Origin of the sequence: Frateuria hangzhouensis, from assembly GCF_026410505.1 — a bacterium.
Taxonomy (GTDB): Bacteria; Pseudomonadota; Gammaproteobacteria; order Xanthomonadales; family Rhodanobacteraceae; genus Frateuria_A; species Frateuria_A hangzhouensis.
This window is the reverse complement of sequence record NZ_JAPMIU010000011.1, coordinates 80,914-95,632: the sequence shown is the minus strand read 5'-3', so window position 1 is coordinate 95,632 and position 14,719 is coordinate 80,914. Positions and strand designations below refer to the sequence as shown.

At 69.7% G+C, this 14,719-nt stretch carries 19 protein-coding genes; 10 read left to right on the top strand and 9 right to left on the bottom strand.

Annotated features, from left to right (window positions below; genetic code table 11):
• The first annotated feature begins 6 nt into the window (after window positions 1-6).
• The 6 genes from OSC30_RS12740 to OSC30_RS12715 all read left to right on the top strand — a co-directional run bounded on the left by OSC30_RS12740 (window position 7) and on the right by OSC30_RS12715 (window position 3,961).
• The gene (locus tag OSC30_RS12740; RefSeq protein ID WP_267172238.1) at window positions 7-582 is read left to right on the top strand and encodes an OmpA family protein; all 576 of its coding nucleotides are present in this window, start codon (window positions 7-9) and stop codon (window positions 580-582) included.
• 558 nt (window positions 583-1,140) lie between these two features.
• A complete protein-coding gene (locus OSC30_RS12735; protein WP_267172237.1) occupies window positions 1,141-1,332 on the top strand; it encodes a KGG domain-containing protein in 192 nt (63 codons plus the stop codon).
• A 161-nt stretch (window positions 1,333-1,493) separates the two neighbouring features.
• The gene (locus tag OSC30_RS12730) at window positions 1,494-1,868 is read left to right on the top strand and encodes a YciI family protein (RefSeq protein WP_267172236.1); all 375 of its coding nucleotides are present in this window, start codon (window positions 1,494-1,496) and stop codon (window positions 1,866-1,868) included.
• A gap of 571 nt (window positions 1,869-2,439) precedes the next feature.
• Window positions 2,440-2,595, top strand: coding sequence for a DUF3309 domain-containing protein (locus OSC30_RS12725; RefSeq protein ID WP_425474752.1), 156 nt, complete (start codon window positions 2,440-2,442; stop codon window positions 2,593-2,595).
• A gap of 87 nt (window positions 2,596-2,682) precedes the next feature.
• Entirely contained in the window at window positions 2,683-3,414 is a 732-nt protein-coding gene (locus OSC30_RS12720; RefSeq protein WP_267172235.1) for an HAD family hydrolase, read from the top strand.
• A 22-nt stretch (window positions 3,415-3,436) separates the two neighbouring features.
• On the top strand, window positions 3,437-3,961 hold the full coding sequence (locus tag OSC30_RS12715; protein WP_267172234.1) for a putative toxin-antitoxin system toxin component, PIN family: 525 nt from the start codon (window positions 3,437-3,439) through the stop codon (window positions 3,959-3,961).
• Here OSC30_RS12715 and OSC30_RS12710 read toward each other — a convergent pair.
• Window positions 3,934-4,197, bottom strand: a complete 264-nt coding sequence (locus OSC30_RS12710) for a hypothetical protein (protein WP_267172233.1) — start codon at window positions 4,195-4,197, stop codon at window positions 3,934-3,936. The two genes, OSC30_RS12715 and OSC30_RS12710, sit on opposite strands and share 28 nt — an antisense overlap.
• A 90-nt stretch (window positions 4,198-4,287) precedes the next feature.
• Between OSC30_RS12710 and OSC30_RS12705 the strand changes: the two genes are divergently transcribed.
• Window positions 4,288-4,476 (top strand): CPXCG motif-containing cysteine-rich protein, encoded by a 189-nt coding sequence (locus tag OSC30_RS12705; protein ID WP_267172232.1) that lies wholly within the window; start codon window positions 4,288-4,290, stop codon window positions 4,474-4,476.
• Window positions 4,477-4,561: 85 nt separating this feature from the next.
• Here the strand turns inward: OSC30_RS12705 and pncA are convergent, their stop codons facing one another.
• Window positions 4,562-5,176 carry a bifunctional nicotinamidase/pyrazinamidase gene (gene pncA / locus OSC30_RS12700; protein ID WP_267172231.1) on the bottom strand — a complete coding sequence of 205 codons (615 nt, stop codon included), beginning with the start codon at window positions 5,174-5,176 and terminating at the stop codon, window positions 4,562-4,564.
• A gap of 93 nt (window positions 5,177-5,269) precedes the next feature.
• Here pncA and OSC30_RS12695 point away from each other — a divergent pair, with 93 nt between their 5' ends.
• Entirely contained in the window at window positions 5,270-5,638 is a 369-nt protein-coding gene (locus OSC30_RS12695; protein ID WP_267172230.1) for a hypothetical protein, read from the top strand.
• 49 nt (window positions 5,639-5,687) lie between these two features.
• Here the strand turns inward: OSC30_RS12695 and OSC30_RS12690 are convergent, their stop codons facing one another.
• The 3 genes from OSC30_RS12690 to OSC30_RS12680 all read right to left on the bottom strand — a co-directional run bounded on the left by OSC30_RS12690 (window position 5,688) and on the right by OSC30_RS12680 (window position 8,445).
• Entirely contained in the window at window positions 5,688-7,091 is a 1,404-nt protein-coding gene (locus tag OSC30_RS12690; protein WP_267172229.1) for an FAD/NAD(P)-binding protein, read from the bottom strand.
• A 23-nt stretch (window positions 7,092-7,114) separates the two neighbouring features.
• On the bottom strand, window positions 7,115-7,687 hold the full coding sequence (locus OSC30_RS12685; RefSeq protein WP_267172228.1) for a cupin domain-containing protein: 573 nt from the start codon (window positions 7,685-7,687) through the stop codon (window positions 7,115-7,117).
• An 89-nt stretch (window positions 7,688-7,776) separates the two neighbouring features.
• Window positions 7,777-8,445, bottom strand: a complete 669-nt coding sequence (locus tag OSC30_RS12680) for an energy transducer TonB (protein ID WP_267172227.1) — start codon at window positions 8,443-8,445, stop codon at window positions 7,777-7,779.
• Between the two features lie 173 nt (window positions 8,446-8,618).
• On the opposite strand from OSC30_RS12680, the gene OSC30_RS12675 reads away from it, so the two are divergent.
• Both OSC30_RS12675 and trhA read left to right on the top strand, forming a co-directional pair.
• On the top strand, window positions 8,619-9,059 hold the full coding sequence (locus OSC30_RS12675) for a hypothetical protein (RefSeq protein ID WP_267172226.1): 441 nt from the start codon (window positions 8,619-8,621) through the stop codon (window positions 9,057-9,059).
• A gap of 88 nt (window positions 9,060-9,147) precedes the next feature.
• A complete protein-coding gene (gene trhA / locus OSC30_RS12670; protein WP_267172225.1) occupies window positions 9,148-9,813 on the top strand; it encodes a PAQR family membrane homeostasis protein TrhA in 666 nt (221 codons plus the stop codon).
• A 452-nt stretch (window positions 9,814-10,265) separates the two neighbouring features.
• Here trhA and OSC30_RS12665 read toward each other — a convergent pair whose 3' ends face one another.
• The 4 genes from OSC30_RS12665 to OSC30_RS12650 form a co-directional block, all read right to left on the bottom strand.
• Window positions 10,266-12,041 carry a DUF885 domain-containing protein gene (locus tag OSC30_RS12665; RefSeq protein WP_267172224.1) on the bottom strand — a complete coding sequence of 592 codons (1,776 nt, stop codon included), beginning with the start codon at window positions 12,039-12,041 and terminating at the stop codon, window positions 10,266-10,268.
• A 69-nt stretch (window positions 12,042-12,110) separates the two neighbouring features.
• On the bottom strand, window positions 12,111-12,590 hold the full coding sequence (locus tag OSC30_RS12660) for a DUF456 domain-containing protein (protein WP_267172223.1): 480 nt from the start codon (window positions 12,588-12,590) through the stop codon (window positions 12,111-12,113).
• Between the two features lie 186 nt (window positions 12,591-12,776).
• On the bottom strand, window positions 12,777-13,550 hold the full coding sequence (locus OSC30_RS12655; protein ID WP_267172222.1) for an alpha/beta hydrolase family protein: 774 nt from the start codon (window positions 13,548-13,550) through the stop codon (window positions 12,777-12,779).
• Entirely contained in the window at window positions 13,537-14,628 is a 1,092-nt protein-coding gene (locus OSC30_RS12650; RefSeq protein WP_267172221.1) for a DUF3182 family protein, read from the bottom strand. The genes OSC30_RS12655 and OSC30_RS12650 overlap by 14 nt, the downstream gene beginning before the upstream one ends.
• Window positions 14,629-14,719: the final 91 nt, after the last annotated feature.

The following is a 14,719-nucleotide window of genomic DNA, read 5'->3' as shown; positions in this document are numbered from 1 at the left end:
GCGGCGATGGTTGCGTCGCTTGCCCTGGGCGGCTGCACCAGCTACGTCAAAAAAGCCGATTTCGATTCGGCGATTGCCGAGCTGCGCGCCAACGACCAGAAGCAGCAACAGCAACTGGATTCGCTGACCCAGGAAATGCAGCAGCGCTTCGCCAAGTACGACGCGCAGATCTCCCAGCTCGCGGGCCGCGTCCGGCTGGATACCGCCGCGCATTTCGCCTTCAACGACGCCACCCTGCGCGACCAGGACAAGCCGTTGCTGGACGACTTCGCCAAGGTGATCAGCCAGCATTACCCCGACGCGGTGATCACCGTGGAAGGCTTTGCCGACCCGGCCGGTTCGGCCAGCTACAACCGCCGCCTGGGCGAGCGCCGCGCCGAAGCCGTACGCGACTACCTGACGCAGAATGGCCTGTCGGGCGAGCACCTGCGCGCGGTCAGCTACGGCGAGGCGAGCAATCGTCAGGTCGAGCGTGGCCAGACGCGTGAGGCCGGTGCCTCCAACCGTCGCGTGACGCTGGTGGTGGATTTCGCCGGTCAGTCGTCCACGGGCGATGCATACAACGGTGCCGCCGCGGGTTGACGCGCAAGCGCGGGCTGCCTCGCGCTTTTCCCATCCGCATTCGGGCCCCTCCTCCGCTCAACGGAGGAGGGGCTTTTTTCATGAGTCGCCTGTCGGTCCGTGCAAGCGGGTAATGATCGGCGCCGCGCGAGCCTGCCTTTCCGCTTGCCGGGTAAGGTGTGCCGAATGAAACGCCCCGCCGTTTCTCGGGCAACGCGTGGCGCAACAGCGATTCCTTCGTCACGTGCAAAGCGTCTTCTGTAGCCGCCTGGCGCCTGCCAGCTCCCGCATCGGACCGCTCACCATCTCCCTCCGGAGCAGCTGTTGGAAACCCGTGCCGACCCATTGGCGCGGGCCGCGCGCCGTCGTTGGAAAGAAATGGAGGCCTGCCGATGCGCGAGTGCTCGGCCGCGACCAGAAGGCATTCCGCGCATGAAGCGATGCCCGCACCCGAAGTTGAACGAATGGATGTAGAGGAGCCCGTTGACCGTCGGATCAGGGGTTCTTTATGGGCTCGTCGCTAGCATGGAAACCGTTCGCCAGCTGGGCGGACTTTCCCCCTCTCAACAGGAGAACACGATGAGCAACGACAAGCGCGGTTTCGGCTCGATGGACGAAGACAAGCAGCGTGAGATCGCCAGCAAGGGCGGCAAGGCCGGTGGCGGCGACCACGCCTCGCACGAGCAGCATGTGCAGGCCGGCAAACAGAGCAGCGGCGGCACGCACGAGCAGCACGTAAGGGCCGGCGAGCAGAGCCACAAGAACGACTGACCCCGTACAACCACCAGACAAGCGAAAGGCGGCCACCAGGCCGCCTTTCGCTTGTCTGGTGCCGCGGTAGTTGCCGCGAGGGTGGCAGGGCATGCCGCCCGGGCTGCGCCCGCCGGACGGGACAGCCATAATCGGCCGAATCCCTGCCGGCCGGAGGCTCCATGAAATTCCTGATGATGGTGTATGTCGATGACGCGCTCATGCAGGCCTTGCCCGAGGGCGAATTCGACACCTTGATGCGCGGATGCCTGGCGCACGCCGACGAGTTGCATCAGGCCGGCTGCGTGCTCGACTCCCAGCAGCTCGAGCCACCGGCCACAGCCCGTTCCTTCCGCGTGCGCCAGCAGCGCACTACCGTCTTCGACGGCCCGTTCGCGGAAACCAAGGAGTACCTGGCCGGGTTCAACCTGATCGAGGCCGACGACCTGGATCACGCCATGCGCATCGCGCAGACCTTTCCCTGGGCGCGCGTCGGCGCCATCGAGGTACGCCCGGTCAGGGACATGGATGCCGTGCGCCGCCGCGTGGGCGCCTGAGAGAGTTCTTCGCGGGTTCGCTGGAAAGGGCCGACCGGGCCTGCTGCACCGCACGCGACCGCTGCGCGTCATGTGGGAGCGCACTTGTTCGCGACCGTGCGGCACCGTTTCGGCATGGTGGTCGCGCACACTTGTGCGCTCCTGCGGAAGCCGAAAGGCTCCCATCTCCGGTAAGGCGAGATGAAAAAAAGCCGCGCCCCGGTCGGAGCGCGGCAAGTCGAAGCCGACCACTGCCAAGTAGATCGGTGCCGGCGGCGGAGGACCGACGACCCAGACACGATAGGCGGCGCGCGTCTCAGGGATTCGGACGCGCCCACGCGTCAAAGTAGACGCTTCCTCCCCACCGTCCGCCCTGAGCGTAGGCCCGCAGGGCCAAAGTCGAAGGGCGGGTTGTCTCAGCCTTGCGCGCCGTCGACCGACCTTGCCGCCCGCTTCACACCCATCAAACTTCCTTGACGAAACGGCCAGGCAGCCGGGCGTCTGCACGCCGTGCGCTCGGCCGGCTCACACGCCCTAGACGGGTGCCGCGCGCACGATGGCAAGCGCCAATAGTGGCCGCAAGGAGTGTCCCATGCTGATTACCATCCTTGTCATTCTGGTGATTCTCGCGCTGATCGGCCTGCCGACCTGGGGCTACTCGCGTTCGTGGGGCTATGGCCCGAGCGGTGGCCTGGGCCTGATCATCGTGATCGTGATCGTGCTGTGGCTGCTGGGCGTGTTCCACTGACGACCCGTGCCGGAAACGGGCCGCGACCGATGGCCCGGGCGAGTGCCGTGCGTGGGAGAATGGACGGCCCCACCACGGCGCATACCCATGCTGGAACTGATCGGCTTCGACGGCGACGACACCCTCTGGCACAGCGAGGGCTACTACCAGGCGGCAGGCGCGGCGTTCAAGGACATCCTTGGCCGCTACGTCGACGTCGCCGACCGCCACGTGCAGGACAGCATGCTGGCCACCGAGCGGCGCAACCTGGGGTTGTTCGGTTATGGCGCCAAGGGCATGACGCTGTCGATGGTGGAAACAGCCATCGCCATGACCGACGCGCGCATCGAAGCGCGCGACATCCACCGCATCGTCGAGCTGGGCAAGAGCGTGCTGGAGCATCCGGTGGAACTGCTGCCCGGCATCCGCGCCGCGGTGGAGGCGGTCGCCGCGCGTCACGCCGTGGTGCTGATCACCAAGGGCGACCTCGCGCACCAGGAGAAGAAAGTCGCCCAGTCCGGGTTGGCCGACCTGTTCGGCCGCATCGAGATCGTCTCGGAAAAGAACGAAGCGACCTATCGGCGCGTGCTGGGTGAATTCGACCTGGCGCCGGCGCAATTCGCGATGGTCGGCAATTCGCTGCGCTCGGACATCGAGCCGGTGGTGCGCATGGGTGGCTGGGGCGTCCACATGCCCTACCACGTGACCTGGGCACACGAGCTCGAGAATGGCCTGAGCGGGCAGGAGCCGCGCGTGCTGGCGGTCGAATCGCCCGATGGCATCGCCGATGCGGTGGAACACCTGCGCGGATTGGCCGCGGCCTCGGTGGCGGTGTCGTGAGCCGCGTCGACGCGGTGCGCGCGTGACCGCCAGCGACCCGCGCAGGGCGTCGCCGCCGCGCGTGGTGCTGGACACCAACGTGTGCCTGGACCTGTTCGTGTTCGCCGACCCGCACTGCGCCAGGCTCGAGCAAGCGCTGCGCGCGGGCACGGTCGAGGCAGTGACCTGTACCGACTGCGAGCAGGAATGGCGGGCCGTGCTCGCCTATCCGCAGCTTGCCCTGGATGAAGCAGCAAGGGTCCGCGCGATGGCTGCCTTCGAGGCGCGGGTACGGCGGTTGCGGCCCACGGCGGCGGGCCCGGCCCGGCTGCCGCGCTGTGCCGATCCGGACGACCAGAAATTTCTCGTGCTTGCGGCGCGCGCTGGCGCGCGATGGCTGCTCAGCCGCGACAGCGCCTTGCTGGAGCTGCATCGGCGCTGCCTGCGCCACGGCGGCTTCGGCGTGCTCACGCCGCAGGCGTGGATCGCGTCCGCCCCGGATGCATGCGTATCCGCCGGGCGCGACGCCGGCCGGCCGGTTCAGGGGCTGTCCGCGAAGCCCGTGTAGTCCTCGGGGAACACCGGCGTGCCGTCCTCTTCCAGCGCAAGCACGGCGGCCAGCGCGTCGACGGCGGCCTGCTCGGCCTTGGCCTGCTCGCGGAAGCTGCGGTTCTCGCAGATGGCGTAGTACACCGGAAAACCGCGCCCGTCCTGCGGCGATACCGCCAGCCAGGCGGTGTAGCGCGAGCCTTCGGCGCTGGCGCCGGAGCGGATCACATAGCGGTCGAAGTGGCGTTCTGCCATGGTGGTCACTGGAAGCGGAACGGCAGTATATCCCGCCCCACACCCACGGTCCGCGCACGCCTTCGGCTCGGGCCGAACCGGAGACAAACCGTGCTCACATCCCGAACCACGCACTGCCCGTACTGCGGCGAGTCGATCGAGCTCTTGCTCGACGCCTCGGCGGGCGACCAGCACTACATCGAAGACTGCCAGGTGTGTTGCCGGCCGATCAGCGTGACGGTAACCGTGGACGATCGAGGTCACGCGCAGGCGAACGTCGCGGGCGAGAACGAGGCCTGAGCGGCCCGCGCCGCTGAACCGTCCACGCCTGGGAAAGGACGCCGGGGAGCGGATTCGCGGCGGCGGACCTTCGAGCGTTGGCGGCTTACCCCAGCGCTGCCAGCGCCGAGCGGGTGGCCTCGTCGCTTTCCGGCGTCACCGGCCGCGTGAGCTCCCACAGCATGCGTGCCCGAAACCCGAGCGCCCGCGCGTCCTGCACGGTCCACAACACGCACACGTCGCGCGCCAGCCCGCACACGTGCACCTCGACGACGCCGCGTTCGCGCAGCCAGCCGGCCAGGCCGGTGGGCGGGCGCGTGCCGTGGGGGCCATGGTTCTCGCGGAAGGCGCTGTAGGAATCGACCGCCGGGTCGGCACCCTTGCGCACGATCAGGTCCAGCGCTGTCCAGTCGATCGCCGGGTGCAACGCCGCACCCGGCGTGCCGGCGACGCAGTGCACCGGCCACAGCGTCTGCGGTTGGCCGTGCAGGGTGATCTGCGCAAACGGCGCCTGGCCGGCATGGTTGGCGGCGAAGGACACGTGCGCGCGCGGATGCCAGTCCTGCGTGGCCACCACGTGGCGGTAGGCGCGCGTGCGCAGCAGCGCCTGGATGCCGGGCACGATCGCATCGCCCTCGTGGCAGGCCAGCGGGCCGCCGGGCATGAAATCCGGCTGCACGTCGACGAGGATGAGGGCGGTGTCGGAGGGGAGTTCGTTCATCGGCACAGTCTAAAAGCGATGGTGCCGCCGGGCGCTTGCCGCTGCACCGACCGATGCCGGGCATAATGCGCCGTCACCCTGACGGATGATTGCATGCACTACGACCAAACCTGGATGGGCTACGGCTGGATCGGCGGGCTGCAGGCCGGGTTGATCGCGGCGCTGGCGGGCGGATTGCTGTTCCTGCTGTTCCACTGGCGCACGCGCAAGGTCTGGAGCCATGGCGCGCAGATGGCCTGGTCCTACGTGCTGGGCGTGATCCTGGCCGCCAGCGGCGACCTGGCGGACCTGTTCTATTTCAACTACGCGCGGCTGCAGTCGTTGCAGCTGCTACGCGCCAAGCTGGCCGAAGTGCACGACCCCGATGGCCTGGGCACGCGTGTGCTGTGCGAGCTGGCCGGGGTGGCGGTCGGCATCGGCGTGGCCTGGTTCGCCACCGAGTGGGCCACGCGACGGAAATAACCGGCGGGCCGTAGGGTGGGCTTCAGCCCACCGGCCTTTTCCGCGCCGCTCAGCCCGCCTGCGAAGCCAGCCGCCGGCGCGCCGAGGGCCCAGTCGCATCCAGCAACCGCTTGGCGAGCATGCGCGCCTGCAGGCGAATCTCGGGCATGGCCACCGATTCCCAGCGCGCGCCGCGCAACAGGCTGCCGACGCCGTACAGGCTGGGCCACGGCACGCCGTCGCGGCACAGATGGCCGTCCAGCGTGGCCTGGCAGCCGAGGCCGAAGGGATCGGGCGTGACGTGGCCATTGGTGACCAGTTGGCGCATCAGCGGGTGCGCGGTGCCGCGCACGTCGGTATCCAGGCCGATGGTCTGGATCGCCAGATCGGCCACGAGCGGCGCGCAGTGGCCGGCGCGGCATACCGACAGTTGCACGCGCTGCTGCGCCGCGCCCGCGCCGGTGACGCGTCCGCTCACGCGCTGCAGCCGGCCGTCGCGCTCGAGCGCCTGCACCTGGCGCTCGACCTGTGGCGGCATGCGATGGCGCGCACGCTCCCACGCCCAGCGCGCATGCCGCAGGAAGCGGGCCCGCTCCGGCGCGGGCAGGGCGTCCCAGAGCTCCGGCGTGTACGGGCGCAGGCTGTCGATCACCACGCGCCAGTCGTCGCTGGCATCGATCGCCTCGCGCAGCAGGCGCAGCCAGCGGCGCGTTTCCGGGGCATCGTGCATGGCCTCGACCAGCGCGCCGCCGTCATCGTCCGGCACCGCCGATGCGGGCAGGTGCGAGGCGGGCAGCCGGCCATGGCGCGAGACGGCGGTGAAGTGCGCATGGGGCCAGCGCTCGGCCAGTTCCAGCAGCACGTCCACGGCGGTCAGCCCCAGGCCGACCAGGGCGACCTCGCGAGCGGCGTCGTCGGATGTCGCGCCCGCCAGCAGTGACCACGGATCGATCACGTAACGGCCATCGCCCAGCACGGTCGCGTCGACACCGGCGAGCGGCCGTACCGGTAATGCGCCGAGCGCCAGCACCGCGGCATCCACGCGGCTGGCGCGTTCGCCCTGGATCACCGTGGCGCCGTCGGTTTCCGGTACCAGCGCATCGGCCGCGAACGGCACCATGCGCACGTCGACGCCGCGGCTGCGCGACTGCGCCAGCGCGCGCGTCGCTTCGTCTTCCAGGTAATCGCCGTACAGTCGGCGCGGCAGGAAGTCAGTGCCGGCCGCCTGCGGGTCGGCGCGCTGGGCGAAGTCGAGAAAGCCGTGCGGCCGGCGCGAAAACATGCCCATGGTGGCCGCGCGCACGTTCAGCAGATGCCGCGGCGAGGACGTGCCGTAGGCGGTGCCGCGGCCCGGGCGGGCGACGCCGCCGGTGTACCAGTCAAGGTGCAGCGGCGCGTGCGCGCGCTCGACCAGTTCGCTGAGCAAAGCGACGGCGGCCGCGCCGCCGCCTATGATGGCGACCCGTCGAAACATGGCGGTTCTCCAGCGTCGGGTAGTCAGCCCGGCAGCGGTCCGGCGATCGCCGGGCGCGATGGGGGCATCCGCTGCCGGGGGGAGGATGCGGCCGGCGCATAGGCCAGGCCCTGGCAAGGTGTGCCGCCGAACAGATGCAGGCTGAGCGCCGCTTCGCGACCGGAAAGGTTGCGGCAGCGATGCAGGCGCGACTGGTCGGCGTCGAACCACAGTGCGTCGCCCGGACCGAGCCAGTGGCGCCCGTGCGCCAGCGGATCACCGCCATCGACCTGGCGGCGCCAGGCCTCGATCTGCAGCGCACCGTGCAGGGGAATTTCGAGCCCCCAGCGCGCACCGTGGTCATGCAGCGCGGAGACGTGATTGGCCGGCCAGGCGATCAGCAACAGTTGCAGGTCCGCAGCGCCGGTGCGCAGCGGCCGGACCCGCGGGGTGCCGCCGACGCGTGCCCGCGCGGCGAGTGCATCGAGGCCGTCCGCATGGCAGCGCACCGCGCTGCCCAGTTCGCGGGCGAGGGCGGCCAGGTCGGGGTGGCCCCCGCGGCAGTGCGCCAGCGCGATGTGGCGCAGCGCCTTCAAGCTTTGCCTGTGATTGGCCATGCGCGAAACCGTACGAAAGACGGCGCCCAGTGGATCATGGGCGCCGTTAAGCATCCGTAACCCGACGATGGGAGATGCTTGAGGGCTTTCTAAAGCTGGCGCAGCTCGAAATTCACCGGCACCTGCGCCCAGGCGCGTACCGCGTGGCCATCCACGACGGCCGGCTGGAAACGCCATCCGGCGAGCACCTGCTGGCGCGCGCTGCGGTCGAGCAGCGCATGGCCGCTGCTCTGCGCGACGATCACCTGCATCGGCTTGCCTTGCTCATCGACCAGGACGCGCAGCAGCACCGTGCCGTGCATGTGCAGGCGGATCGCCTGCCGCGGGAAGATCAACGGCGCGCTGCGGTAGGCCAGAGTGGCCTCGATCGGCGGCCCCGGCAAGGTCGTGGGCATGGTCCCCGCAACCGGCGGCACGATCGTGGGCAACGGGATCGGCGGCTCGGCCAGCCGGCCTTCCTCCGTGACGATGGGCGTGGTGGCCACCGGCGGCGCGAGGATGGGCGCCGCAGTGGTGTGCGCCAGCGGCCTGACGTTGATCGGTGGCGGGGGCGGCGGCAGTGGCTTGGGCTCGGGCTTGTCGATGAGGCGCACGCCGAGGCTCGGCGCGGCCAGGTGCGGAATCGCCATCGGCGGCAGCGGCCGCAGGGCGACGACGAGTACGGCGAAGTTGATGGTCATGGCCGCGCTGAGCGCGGTGATGCGGACCAGATCGGGATGGGCGTGCGTGCGGGGTGAAGCCAGGGTTGCGGACGACATGGGCGATCCTCCTGTGCTTGGCGTGGCGCGGGCACGCTGCTTGGCGCAGAGGGAATCGTGCCGGCGCGGTTCCAGCCTAGGCCCGGCGGTCGACCGGGCGCAAGCATTCCCGCCGCCGTGCCGTTTGCCGCACAATCGGACGATGCGGCCGTGGCGGCCGCCGGGAGGCAGTCATGACGATCTGGAACAAACTCGGCGCGCTGGCGCTGCTGGTGGGCGGACTGGCCATGCTGCCGGCCGCCGCACACGCGGGCGAGATCTCCTGCAAGATGACGTTCTCGCTGTCGGGCTGGTCGGTGTTCTACAAGACCGCCAAGGGCAGCGGCACGGTCCACTGCAGCAACGGCCAGACCATGCACGTGAAGCTGCGCACCAAGGGCGGCGGGCTCACCTTCGGCAAGACCCACATCGACAACGGCATCGGCAAGTTCACCGGCGTGTACGACATCCACGAGGTGCTCGGCCACTATGCCAACGCCGAGGCGCACGCCGGCGCGGGCAAGGCGGCCGGGGCGCAGGCGCTGACCAAGGGCAACGTGGGGCTGGCGCTCAGCGGCAAGGGCGAGGGCTGGAACCTGGGCGTGTCCTTCGGCGCGTTCATCATCGAGCAGTAGTCGCCAAAACGGACGTCCAGACGTCCGTGGATGGACAGTACGCGCGGGTATGGTAAGGTGCCACCAGGCCTTTGTCTGGAGCCTCGCCATGTCCGTGCCTTCCGTCGTCAGCCCGCCGCGCTACCGCTTCGGCGATGAGCTGGCCAGCACGCTGATCCACGCGGTGGGCATCCTGCTCAGCATTGCCGGCCTGGCCACGCTGGTGGCGTTTGCCGCCTTGCGCGGCGACGCGCGGGCGGTGGTCGCCTGCGCGGTGTTCGGCAGCACGCTGATCCTGCTTTACACCGCCTCCACGCTCTATCACGCGGTGCCCGGCGAACTGCCGCGGCGGGTGCTGCGCACGCTGGACCACATCGCGATCTTCCTGCTGATCGCCGGCACCTATACGCCGTTTACGCTGATCGTATTGCCCGGCGCGTGGGGTTGGGGGCTGTTCGGCACGATCTGGGCGCTGGCACTGGCCGGCAGTGCGCTGGAGCTGGGCCTGTTGCAACGCATCCGCACGCGCTGGCTGGCGGTATCGATCTACGTGGCGATGGGCTGGGTGGCGCTGGTGGCGTTCGAGCCGTTGCGCACACACCTGGCGCCGGGCGGGCTGGCGCTGCTGATCGCCGGCGGCGCCACCTACACGCTGGGCGTGCCGTTCTATCTGTGCCGCCGGCTGCCGTTCCACCATGCGGTATGGCATGGTTTCGTGCTGGCCGGCAGCGTGCTGCATTACCTGGCCGTGCTGCTCTACGTCATTCCCGACTGAGCGCGCCGGCCTTTGGGTCCCACTACCCTCCGGGGAGAGGGTTGGGGTGAGGGGTCGGGGCTCGCGGGGAACTCTCCTGGAGTCTTCTCCCGGTCGTGACCTTCCCGCGACCCGGCTCGCCTGCGGCGGGCTTTCGATCGCCTGTCGGCGCTCGAGTCACTTTTCTTTGCGGACCCAAAGAAAAGTAACCAAAAGAAAGGGTCTGTGGAGCGCGGGGTGGGGGAAGAGCTAGGTACCTTCCCGCTTTGTCTGGTGGGCGCCGGCTCATAGAGGAGCTGCCGCCGCTTTGCCGCGGTCGCTCGGGAGCCGCGGAAGAAGAGCAGGGGTTTGTTTGCGCTACGCGGCGCACACTGGAGGCCCCTGTGGCCAACGGCGCGCTTCTTGCGCCGGCGTTGTGGGGCGACCGTTCGCCAGCCCTCCCCTGCGATGCAGGAGAGGGCGCCGGCGCGTGGTTAGTCTTTCCGCTCCTGTTGCGGAACGAATTGGGTCTTCACTGCCTCGGCCAGTTGGGCTGGCGGCAGCAGGCCCTGGCCGATCACGAAGTCGTTGAAGGCCTTGCGGTCGAACTGCTTGCCCAGCGCCAGTTCGGTCTGCAGCCGCAGTTGCTGCAGGCGCAGGTAGCCGTAGAAGTAGGCGGTGGCCTGGCCGGGGCTGTCGAAGGTGTAGCGGTCCAGTTCCTGCCGCGCCATCGCTTCGGACAGGCCCACCTCGTCGGTCAGCACGTCGTGGGCGCGCTCGCGGCTGATCAGGCCCAGGTTGAGCATCGGGTCGAGGTAGGCGCGGGCGGCGCGCATCAGGCGGGCCTGCAGGGCGGCGAACTGGCCGGCCGGCGGCTCGTAGGGAAGCATTTCCGATTCGGCGTAAAGCGCCCAGCCTTCGACGTTGACGCTGTTGAAGGCGAACAGGCTGCGCGCCAGCGACACGCCGCGCTCGACCATCGCCGCGAACTGCAGCTCGTGGCCGGGACGCCCCTCATGCGCGGTCAGCGTCCAGGCGGCGGCTTTGAAGGTGAAATCGTCGTAGGACTGGCTGTTGTCCTTGCCGTTGCCAGGGTTGCCCATGGTCAGCACGAAGGTGCCCCGCTCGCCGTGGTTGTTGAGGAACGGCGGCGGGTCCATGTGCGGTGCGGGCACCTGTGCGGCCTCGGCCTCGGAGGCCAGGCGCATCTGCATCTTGCGCTTGGGCAAGGTGACGATGTTCTTCTCGCGGATAGTGTCCTCGATGTGGCCGAGTACCTCGTGGTACCACGGTTCCACCTGGTCGCGGGTCAGTTGTTGCTTCTTCAGTGCCTTGAGCACGTCGCGGTAGTCGGTCGCGTCGATGCCTTCGGCCTTGGCCACCACCGGCGCCATCGCCTGCATCATGCCGCGCAGTTCCATGAACTCGAGCTCGGCCTGCTTCATCAACTGCTCGGGCGGGATGTCGATGCCGACCTGCTTGAGGTTGTAGGCGTACAGCGGCTCGGGCAGGCGGAAGTCGGTGCGCGCGCGCGGCAGCACGGTGCTGCGCACCCAGGCGTCGTAGGACTTCAGTTGCGCGTCGAGCGCATCGAGCGCGGCCTTGCCTTCGGCGGTGTCGAGCTTGTACTTGGCGAACAGCTTGCGGATGCCCTCGACGTAGCGCGGCGTATTGGCGAGCTTCTGCTCGACCTCGCCCTTGTATGGGCCCAGCAGCGCCGCGTCCCCCAGCCGCGCCATCATCAGCGCCCTGGCCTGGTGGGTGATCGGGGTGCAGCCGGGCGCCGTGCCGACGTAGCACTGCAGGCGCTCGAGCGCGGCCGGACGGCGTTTGGCGTCGACGTCGTCCTTGAGCAGGGCGAATTCGCCGCTGAAGATCAGCGAGCCGACATCGGTGTAGGGCAGCAGGTACTTGTGGTTGAGGTCGATGCCCTCGATCTGCTGGGCCGTGGCCTCGATCATGATCGCGAGGTCCTCGCGCACGTTTGCGTCCTGCTCCCTGGCGAGCAGCTTCTCGAGCTTGCCCTTGGCCTCCACCAGCGCGGCGCGCGAGCGTTCGTCGATGCCCGGCTTGAGATCGGAAACGCGGCTGTCGTAGCCGGACAGACCGACCTGGGTGGCGAACTCCGGGCTGAAGCGGGCAATGGTGTCCAGCAACACCTTGGCGTCGGCGTCGCTGCGCGCGACCCAGGCGGCGGGCGCGGACTGGGCGTGCAGCGATCCGGTGGTGGCCAGCGCGGCGGCCAGGACGAGGGCGAGGGACTTGGGCATGGCGTCTTGCTCCTTGGGCGGCCGGCGCAGCGTACGCGGGCGTCAGCGGAGCCTGCCTGTGCCGGAGGTCTAGAGCAACATCGCCAGCCCGAACAGCCCCACCATCAGGAACGAGATCACCAGCTTGACCAGTGTGCCGGCGAGCAGCCCGACCCAGGTGCCGGCGCCCACGTGCGCCGAGCGCAGCACGCTGGTGCCGGCCGAGAGTTCGCCCAGCAGCGCGCCCACGAACGGTCCGAGGATCAACCCCGGGATGCCCAGGAACATGCCCACCACGGTACCGATCGTGGCACCCCACAGCGCACGTGGACTGGCGCCGACCCGCTTGGCGCCCATCGCGCCGGCGACGAAGTCGACCAGCACGCCGAGCGCGCCCAGGGCGCCGATCACCAACAGCCAGCCGGTGCCCAGATGCTGGTAGCCATCGACCGCGGCGGCCAGCCAGATGCCGCCGAAGATCATCGGGATGCCCGGCAGCACCGGCAGCACCGAACCGGCGAGGCCGCCGAGGATGAGCAGCGCGGCGAGCAGGTAGAGCGCGATTTCCATCAAGCCTTCTCCTCGGGACCCTCCACAATGTGCGGTCGCACGCGCCTGCGGGCAAGCCGGGACCGGATGGGCGTCAGTTTGCGCGATGATCGGCGGCTCCGGGCGCATCGAACGGATGCGACGTGGCTCCCCGTAGGGTGCTTCAGCCCACCGGCTCCGATGCCGCAGGGAGGGCTGAAGCCCTCCCTACGGGGAGCGCGGCGGGGCCTGGCCGGGAGCGCCGCCGGCGCGCGCGCCGAACACCATTTCGGTGGTCCAGCCCAGCAGCATCGAGGTATAGGCGCGCTGGCAATCGGTGCTGGAAAGCGCGTGGTCGGCCTCGTCGATGATCCGGTAGGTGACCGAGTGCGAGCGCCCGAAGGCATTGCGGTAGCTGACGATGGCCGGGTGCGGCACCAGGTGGTCGTGGCCGGATTCGACGATCAGCACGTCGCCGGCGAAATCGCGGCAGGCGCGCAGGGCGCGGTTGTCTTCCGCTTCGAGTACGCGGCTGCGGTAGGCGTCCAGTTCCTCGCGCGGCAGCGAGCGCTTGGGCTCGTCCCAGTTTGCGTCCCGGTACAGCGCCGGCACGCGCAGGGCGAGCCACTTCACCGGCCGCAGCGAGGTGAGGATGGAGGCAAGGTAGCCGCCGTAGCTGGCGCCGACGACCAGGATCGAATCCGGGTCGATGTGCGGCTGCATGCGCAACTGGTCGTAGGCGGCAACGACGTCGGCGAGATTCTGTTCGCGGGTCACGCTTTGCCGCAGGGATTCGGTGCGCACGTGGCCGCGCATGTCGAAGGTCAGGCAGATGCAACCCAGCGCGGCGATCTGCTGCGCGCGTCCCAGGTCGCGTTCCTGGCAGCCGCCCCAGCCATGCACGAACAGCACGCCGGGGATGGTCGAGCCGGGCGCCAGCACGGTGCCGGCCAGGCGGGCGCCGTCGACGGCGATGTCGATGTTCTCGCTACGTGTGGTCATCGTCCTCCACCAGCGTGCACTTGAGCAACGGCCCGCAGGCCGGGTCGACACCGTGGAACAGCACCGTGGCGCCGGCGGGCGGGGTGGCGTCGGCGCCGTAGTGTTCCTCGGTGCGCGCGTCGAGCCAGCGGCGGCCGGGGTCGTCGCGGAAGCGCAGCAGCGCGGCCGCCTCGGCGCCGCTGGCGCCGCCGATGCGCCAGGACGACTCGAGCACGCCGGCGTGCGGCTGGCCGCGGTGATCCTTGCCCTGCACCACGTCGTAGTTGCGGCGCGAGGCGAACATCCGCGGGAAGCACTGCCGCGCGGCTTCGTCGTAGAGCTGCGCCTGCGCCGCCGCTTCGCGCACGGGCGGCGGCAGCGGCTCGCGCAGCAGCGCGTCGAAGCCGCCGCGGTGCACGCGCAGGCTGGAGCCGCCATAGGCGACGTCGCCGGCGTTGTCGCGGGTCAGCCACTGCGTGCCGTAGTAGGCGATGGTGTGATGGTCCACGCGCACCTGACCCACGCTCCAGGTGGTCAGGTCGAGCAGGTCCGCCTCCAGCACCATGCCGTCGCTGGCCAGCAGGTCCTCGTCGAAACTCTCGACGATCGCGTCCAGTTCGCTGATGTCGGTTGCCACGCGCTGCCCGCGGCCGGCGTTGCCGTGCGCCGGCTTGATGCGCACCGGACCGAGATGGAGCAGGGCGCGGCCGGCGCGGCGCGCATCGGCCGCTGCGTAGGCGCTGTAGCCCGGCAACACCACCGGACGCACGCGCTCGGCGAAGTCGCCGCACCAGCCCTCGGGCGCGCGGGTGGGCGAATCGACCAGCGGATGGGTGATCGCCTTGGAGGCCACCACGCGATCGGGCACCACGCCGCCGAACAGATCGCCCGGGCCGCGGATGCCGCAGGCATCGGCGGCGTCCAACCCGGTCAGCACGTCGCCCGGCACGAAGTAGACCGGACCCGGATAGCTTCGCCCGGGCACCCAGGCGCCGGCGAAATCGTAGTCGAGCAGGTCGGCCAGTTGCCGCGCGATGGCCGCGTGCGTGGCGGCCTCGTGCGTCGAATGGGCGGCATCGCGGCCCACACCGAGGACCACATTGCCGCGTGCCGGGCCTGCTGTTGGATGAGGCGGGACGCTGGATGCCACACGGGTCTCCCGAACAGGGGCGTCGGTCGGGCGACGCCGG

Excerpts from the sequence above, each read along its gene's own strand:
- OSC30_RS12740 (WP_267172238.1), top strand. The coding sequence starts at position 7 with ATGGTTGCGTCGCTTGCCCTGGGCGGCTGCACCAGCTACGTCAAAAAA.
- OSC30_RS12735 (WP_267172237.1), top strand. The coding sequence starts at position 1,141 with ATGAGCAACGACAAGCGCGGTTTCGGCTCGATGGACGAAGACAAGCAG.
- OSC30_RS12730 (WP_267172236.1), top strand. The coding sequence starts at position 1,494 with ATGAAATTCCTGATGATGGTGTATGTCGATGACGCGCTCATGCAGGCC.
- OSC30_RS12725 (WP_425474752.1), top strand. The coding sequence starts at position 2,440 with ATGCTGATTACCATCCTTGTCATTCTGGTGATTCTCGCGCTGATCGGC.
- OSC30_RS12720 (WP_267172235.1), top strand. The coding sequence starts at position 2,683 with ATGCTGGAACTGATCGGCTTCGACGGCGACGACACCCTCTGGCACAGC.
- OSC30_RS12710 (WP_267172233.1), bottom strand. The coding sequence starts at position 4,197 with ATGGCAGAACGCCACTTCGACCGCTATGTGATCCGCTCCGGCGCCAGC.
- pncA (WP_267172231.1), bottom strand. The coding sequence starts at position 5,176 with ATGAACGAACTCCCCTCCGACACCGCCCTCATCCTCGTCGACGTGCAG.
- OSC30_RS12695 (WP_267172230.1), top strand. The coding sequence starts at position 5,270 with ATGCACTACGACCAAACCTGGATGGGCTACGGCTGGATCGGCGGGCTG.
- OSC30_RS12690 (WP_267172229.1), bottom strand. The coding sequence starts at position 7,091 with ATGTTTCGACGGGTCGCCATCATAGGCGGCGGCGCGGCCGCCGTCGCT.
- OSC30_RS12685 (WP_267172228.1), bottom strand. The coding sequence starts at position 7,687 with ATGGCCAATCACAGGCAAAGCTTGAAGGCGCTGCGCCACATCGCGCTG.
- OSC30_RS12680 (WP_267172227.1), bottom strand. The coding sequence starts at position 8,445 with ATGTCGTCCGCAACCCTGGCTTCACCCCGCACGCACGCCCATCCCGAT.
- OSC30_RS12675 (WP_267172226.1), top strand. The coding sequence starts at position 8,619 with ATGACGATCTGGAACAAACTCGGCGCGCTGGCGCTGCTGGTGGGCGGA.
- trhA (WP_267172225.1), top strand. The coding sequence starts at position 9,148 with ATGTCCGTGCCTTCCGTCGTCAGCCCGCCGCGCTACCGCTTCGGCGAT.
- OSC30_RS12665 (WP_267172224.1), bottom strand. The coding sequence starts at position 12,041 with ATGCCCAAGTCCCTCGCCCTCGTCCTGGCCGCCGCGCTGGCCACCACC.
- OSC30_RS12660 (WP_267172223.1), bottom strand. The coding sequence starts at position 12,590 with ATGGAAATCGCGCTCTACCTGCTCGCCGCGCTGCTCATCCTCGGCGGC.
- OSC30_RS12655 (WP_267172222.1), bottom strand. The coding sequence starts at position 13,550 with ATGACCACACGTAGCGAGAACATCGACATCGCCGTCGACGGCGCCCGC.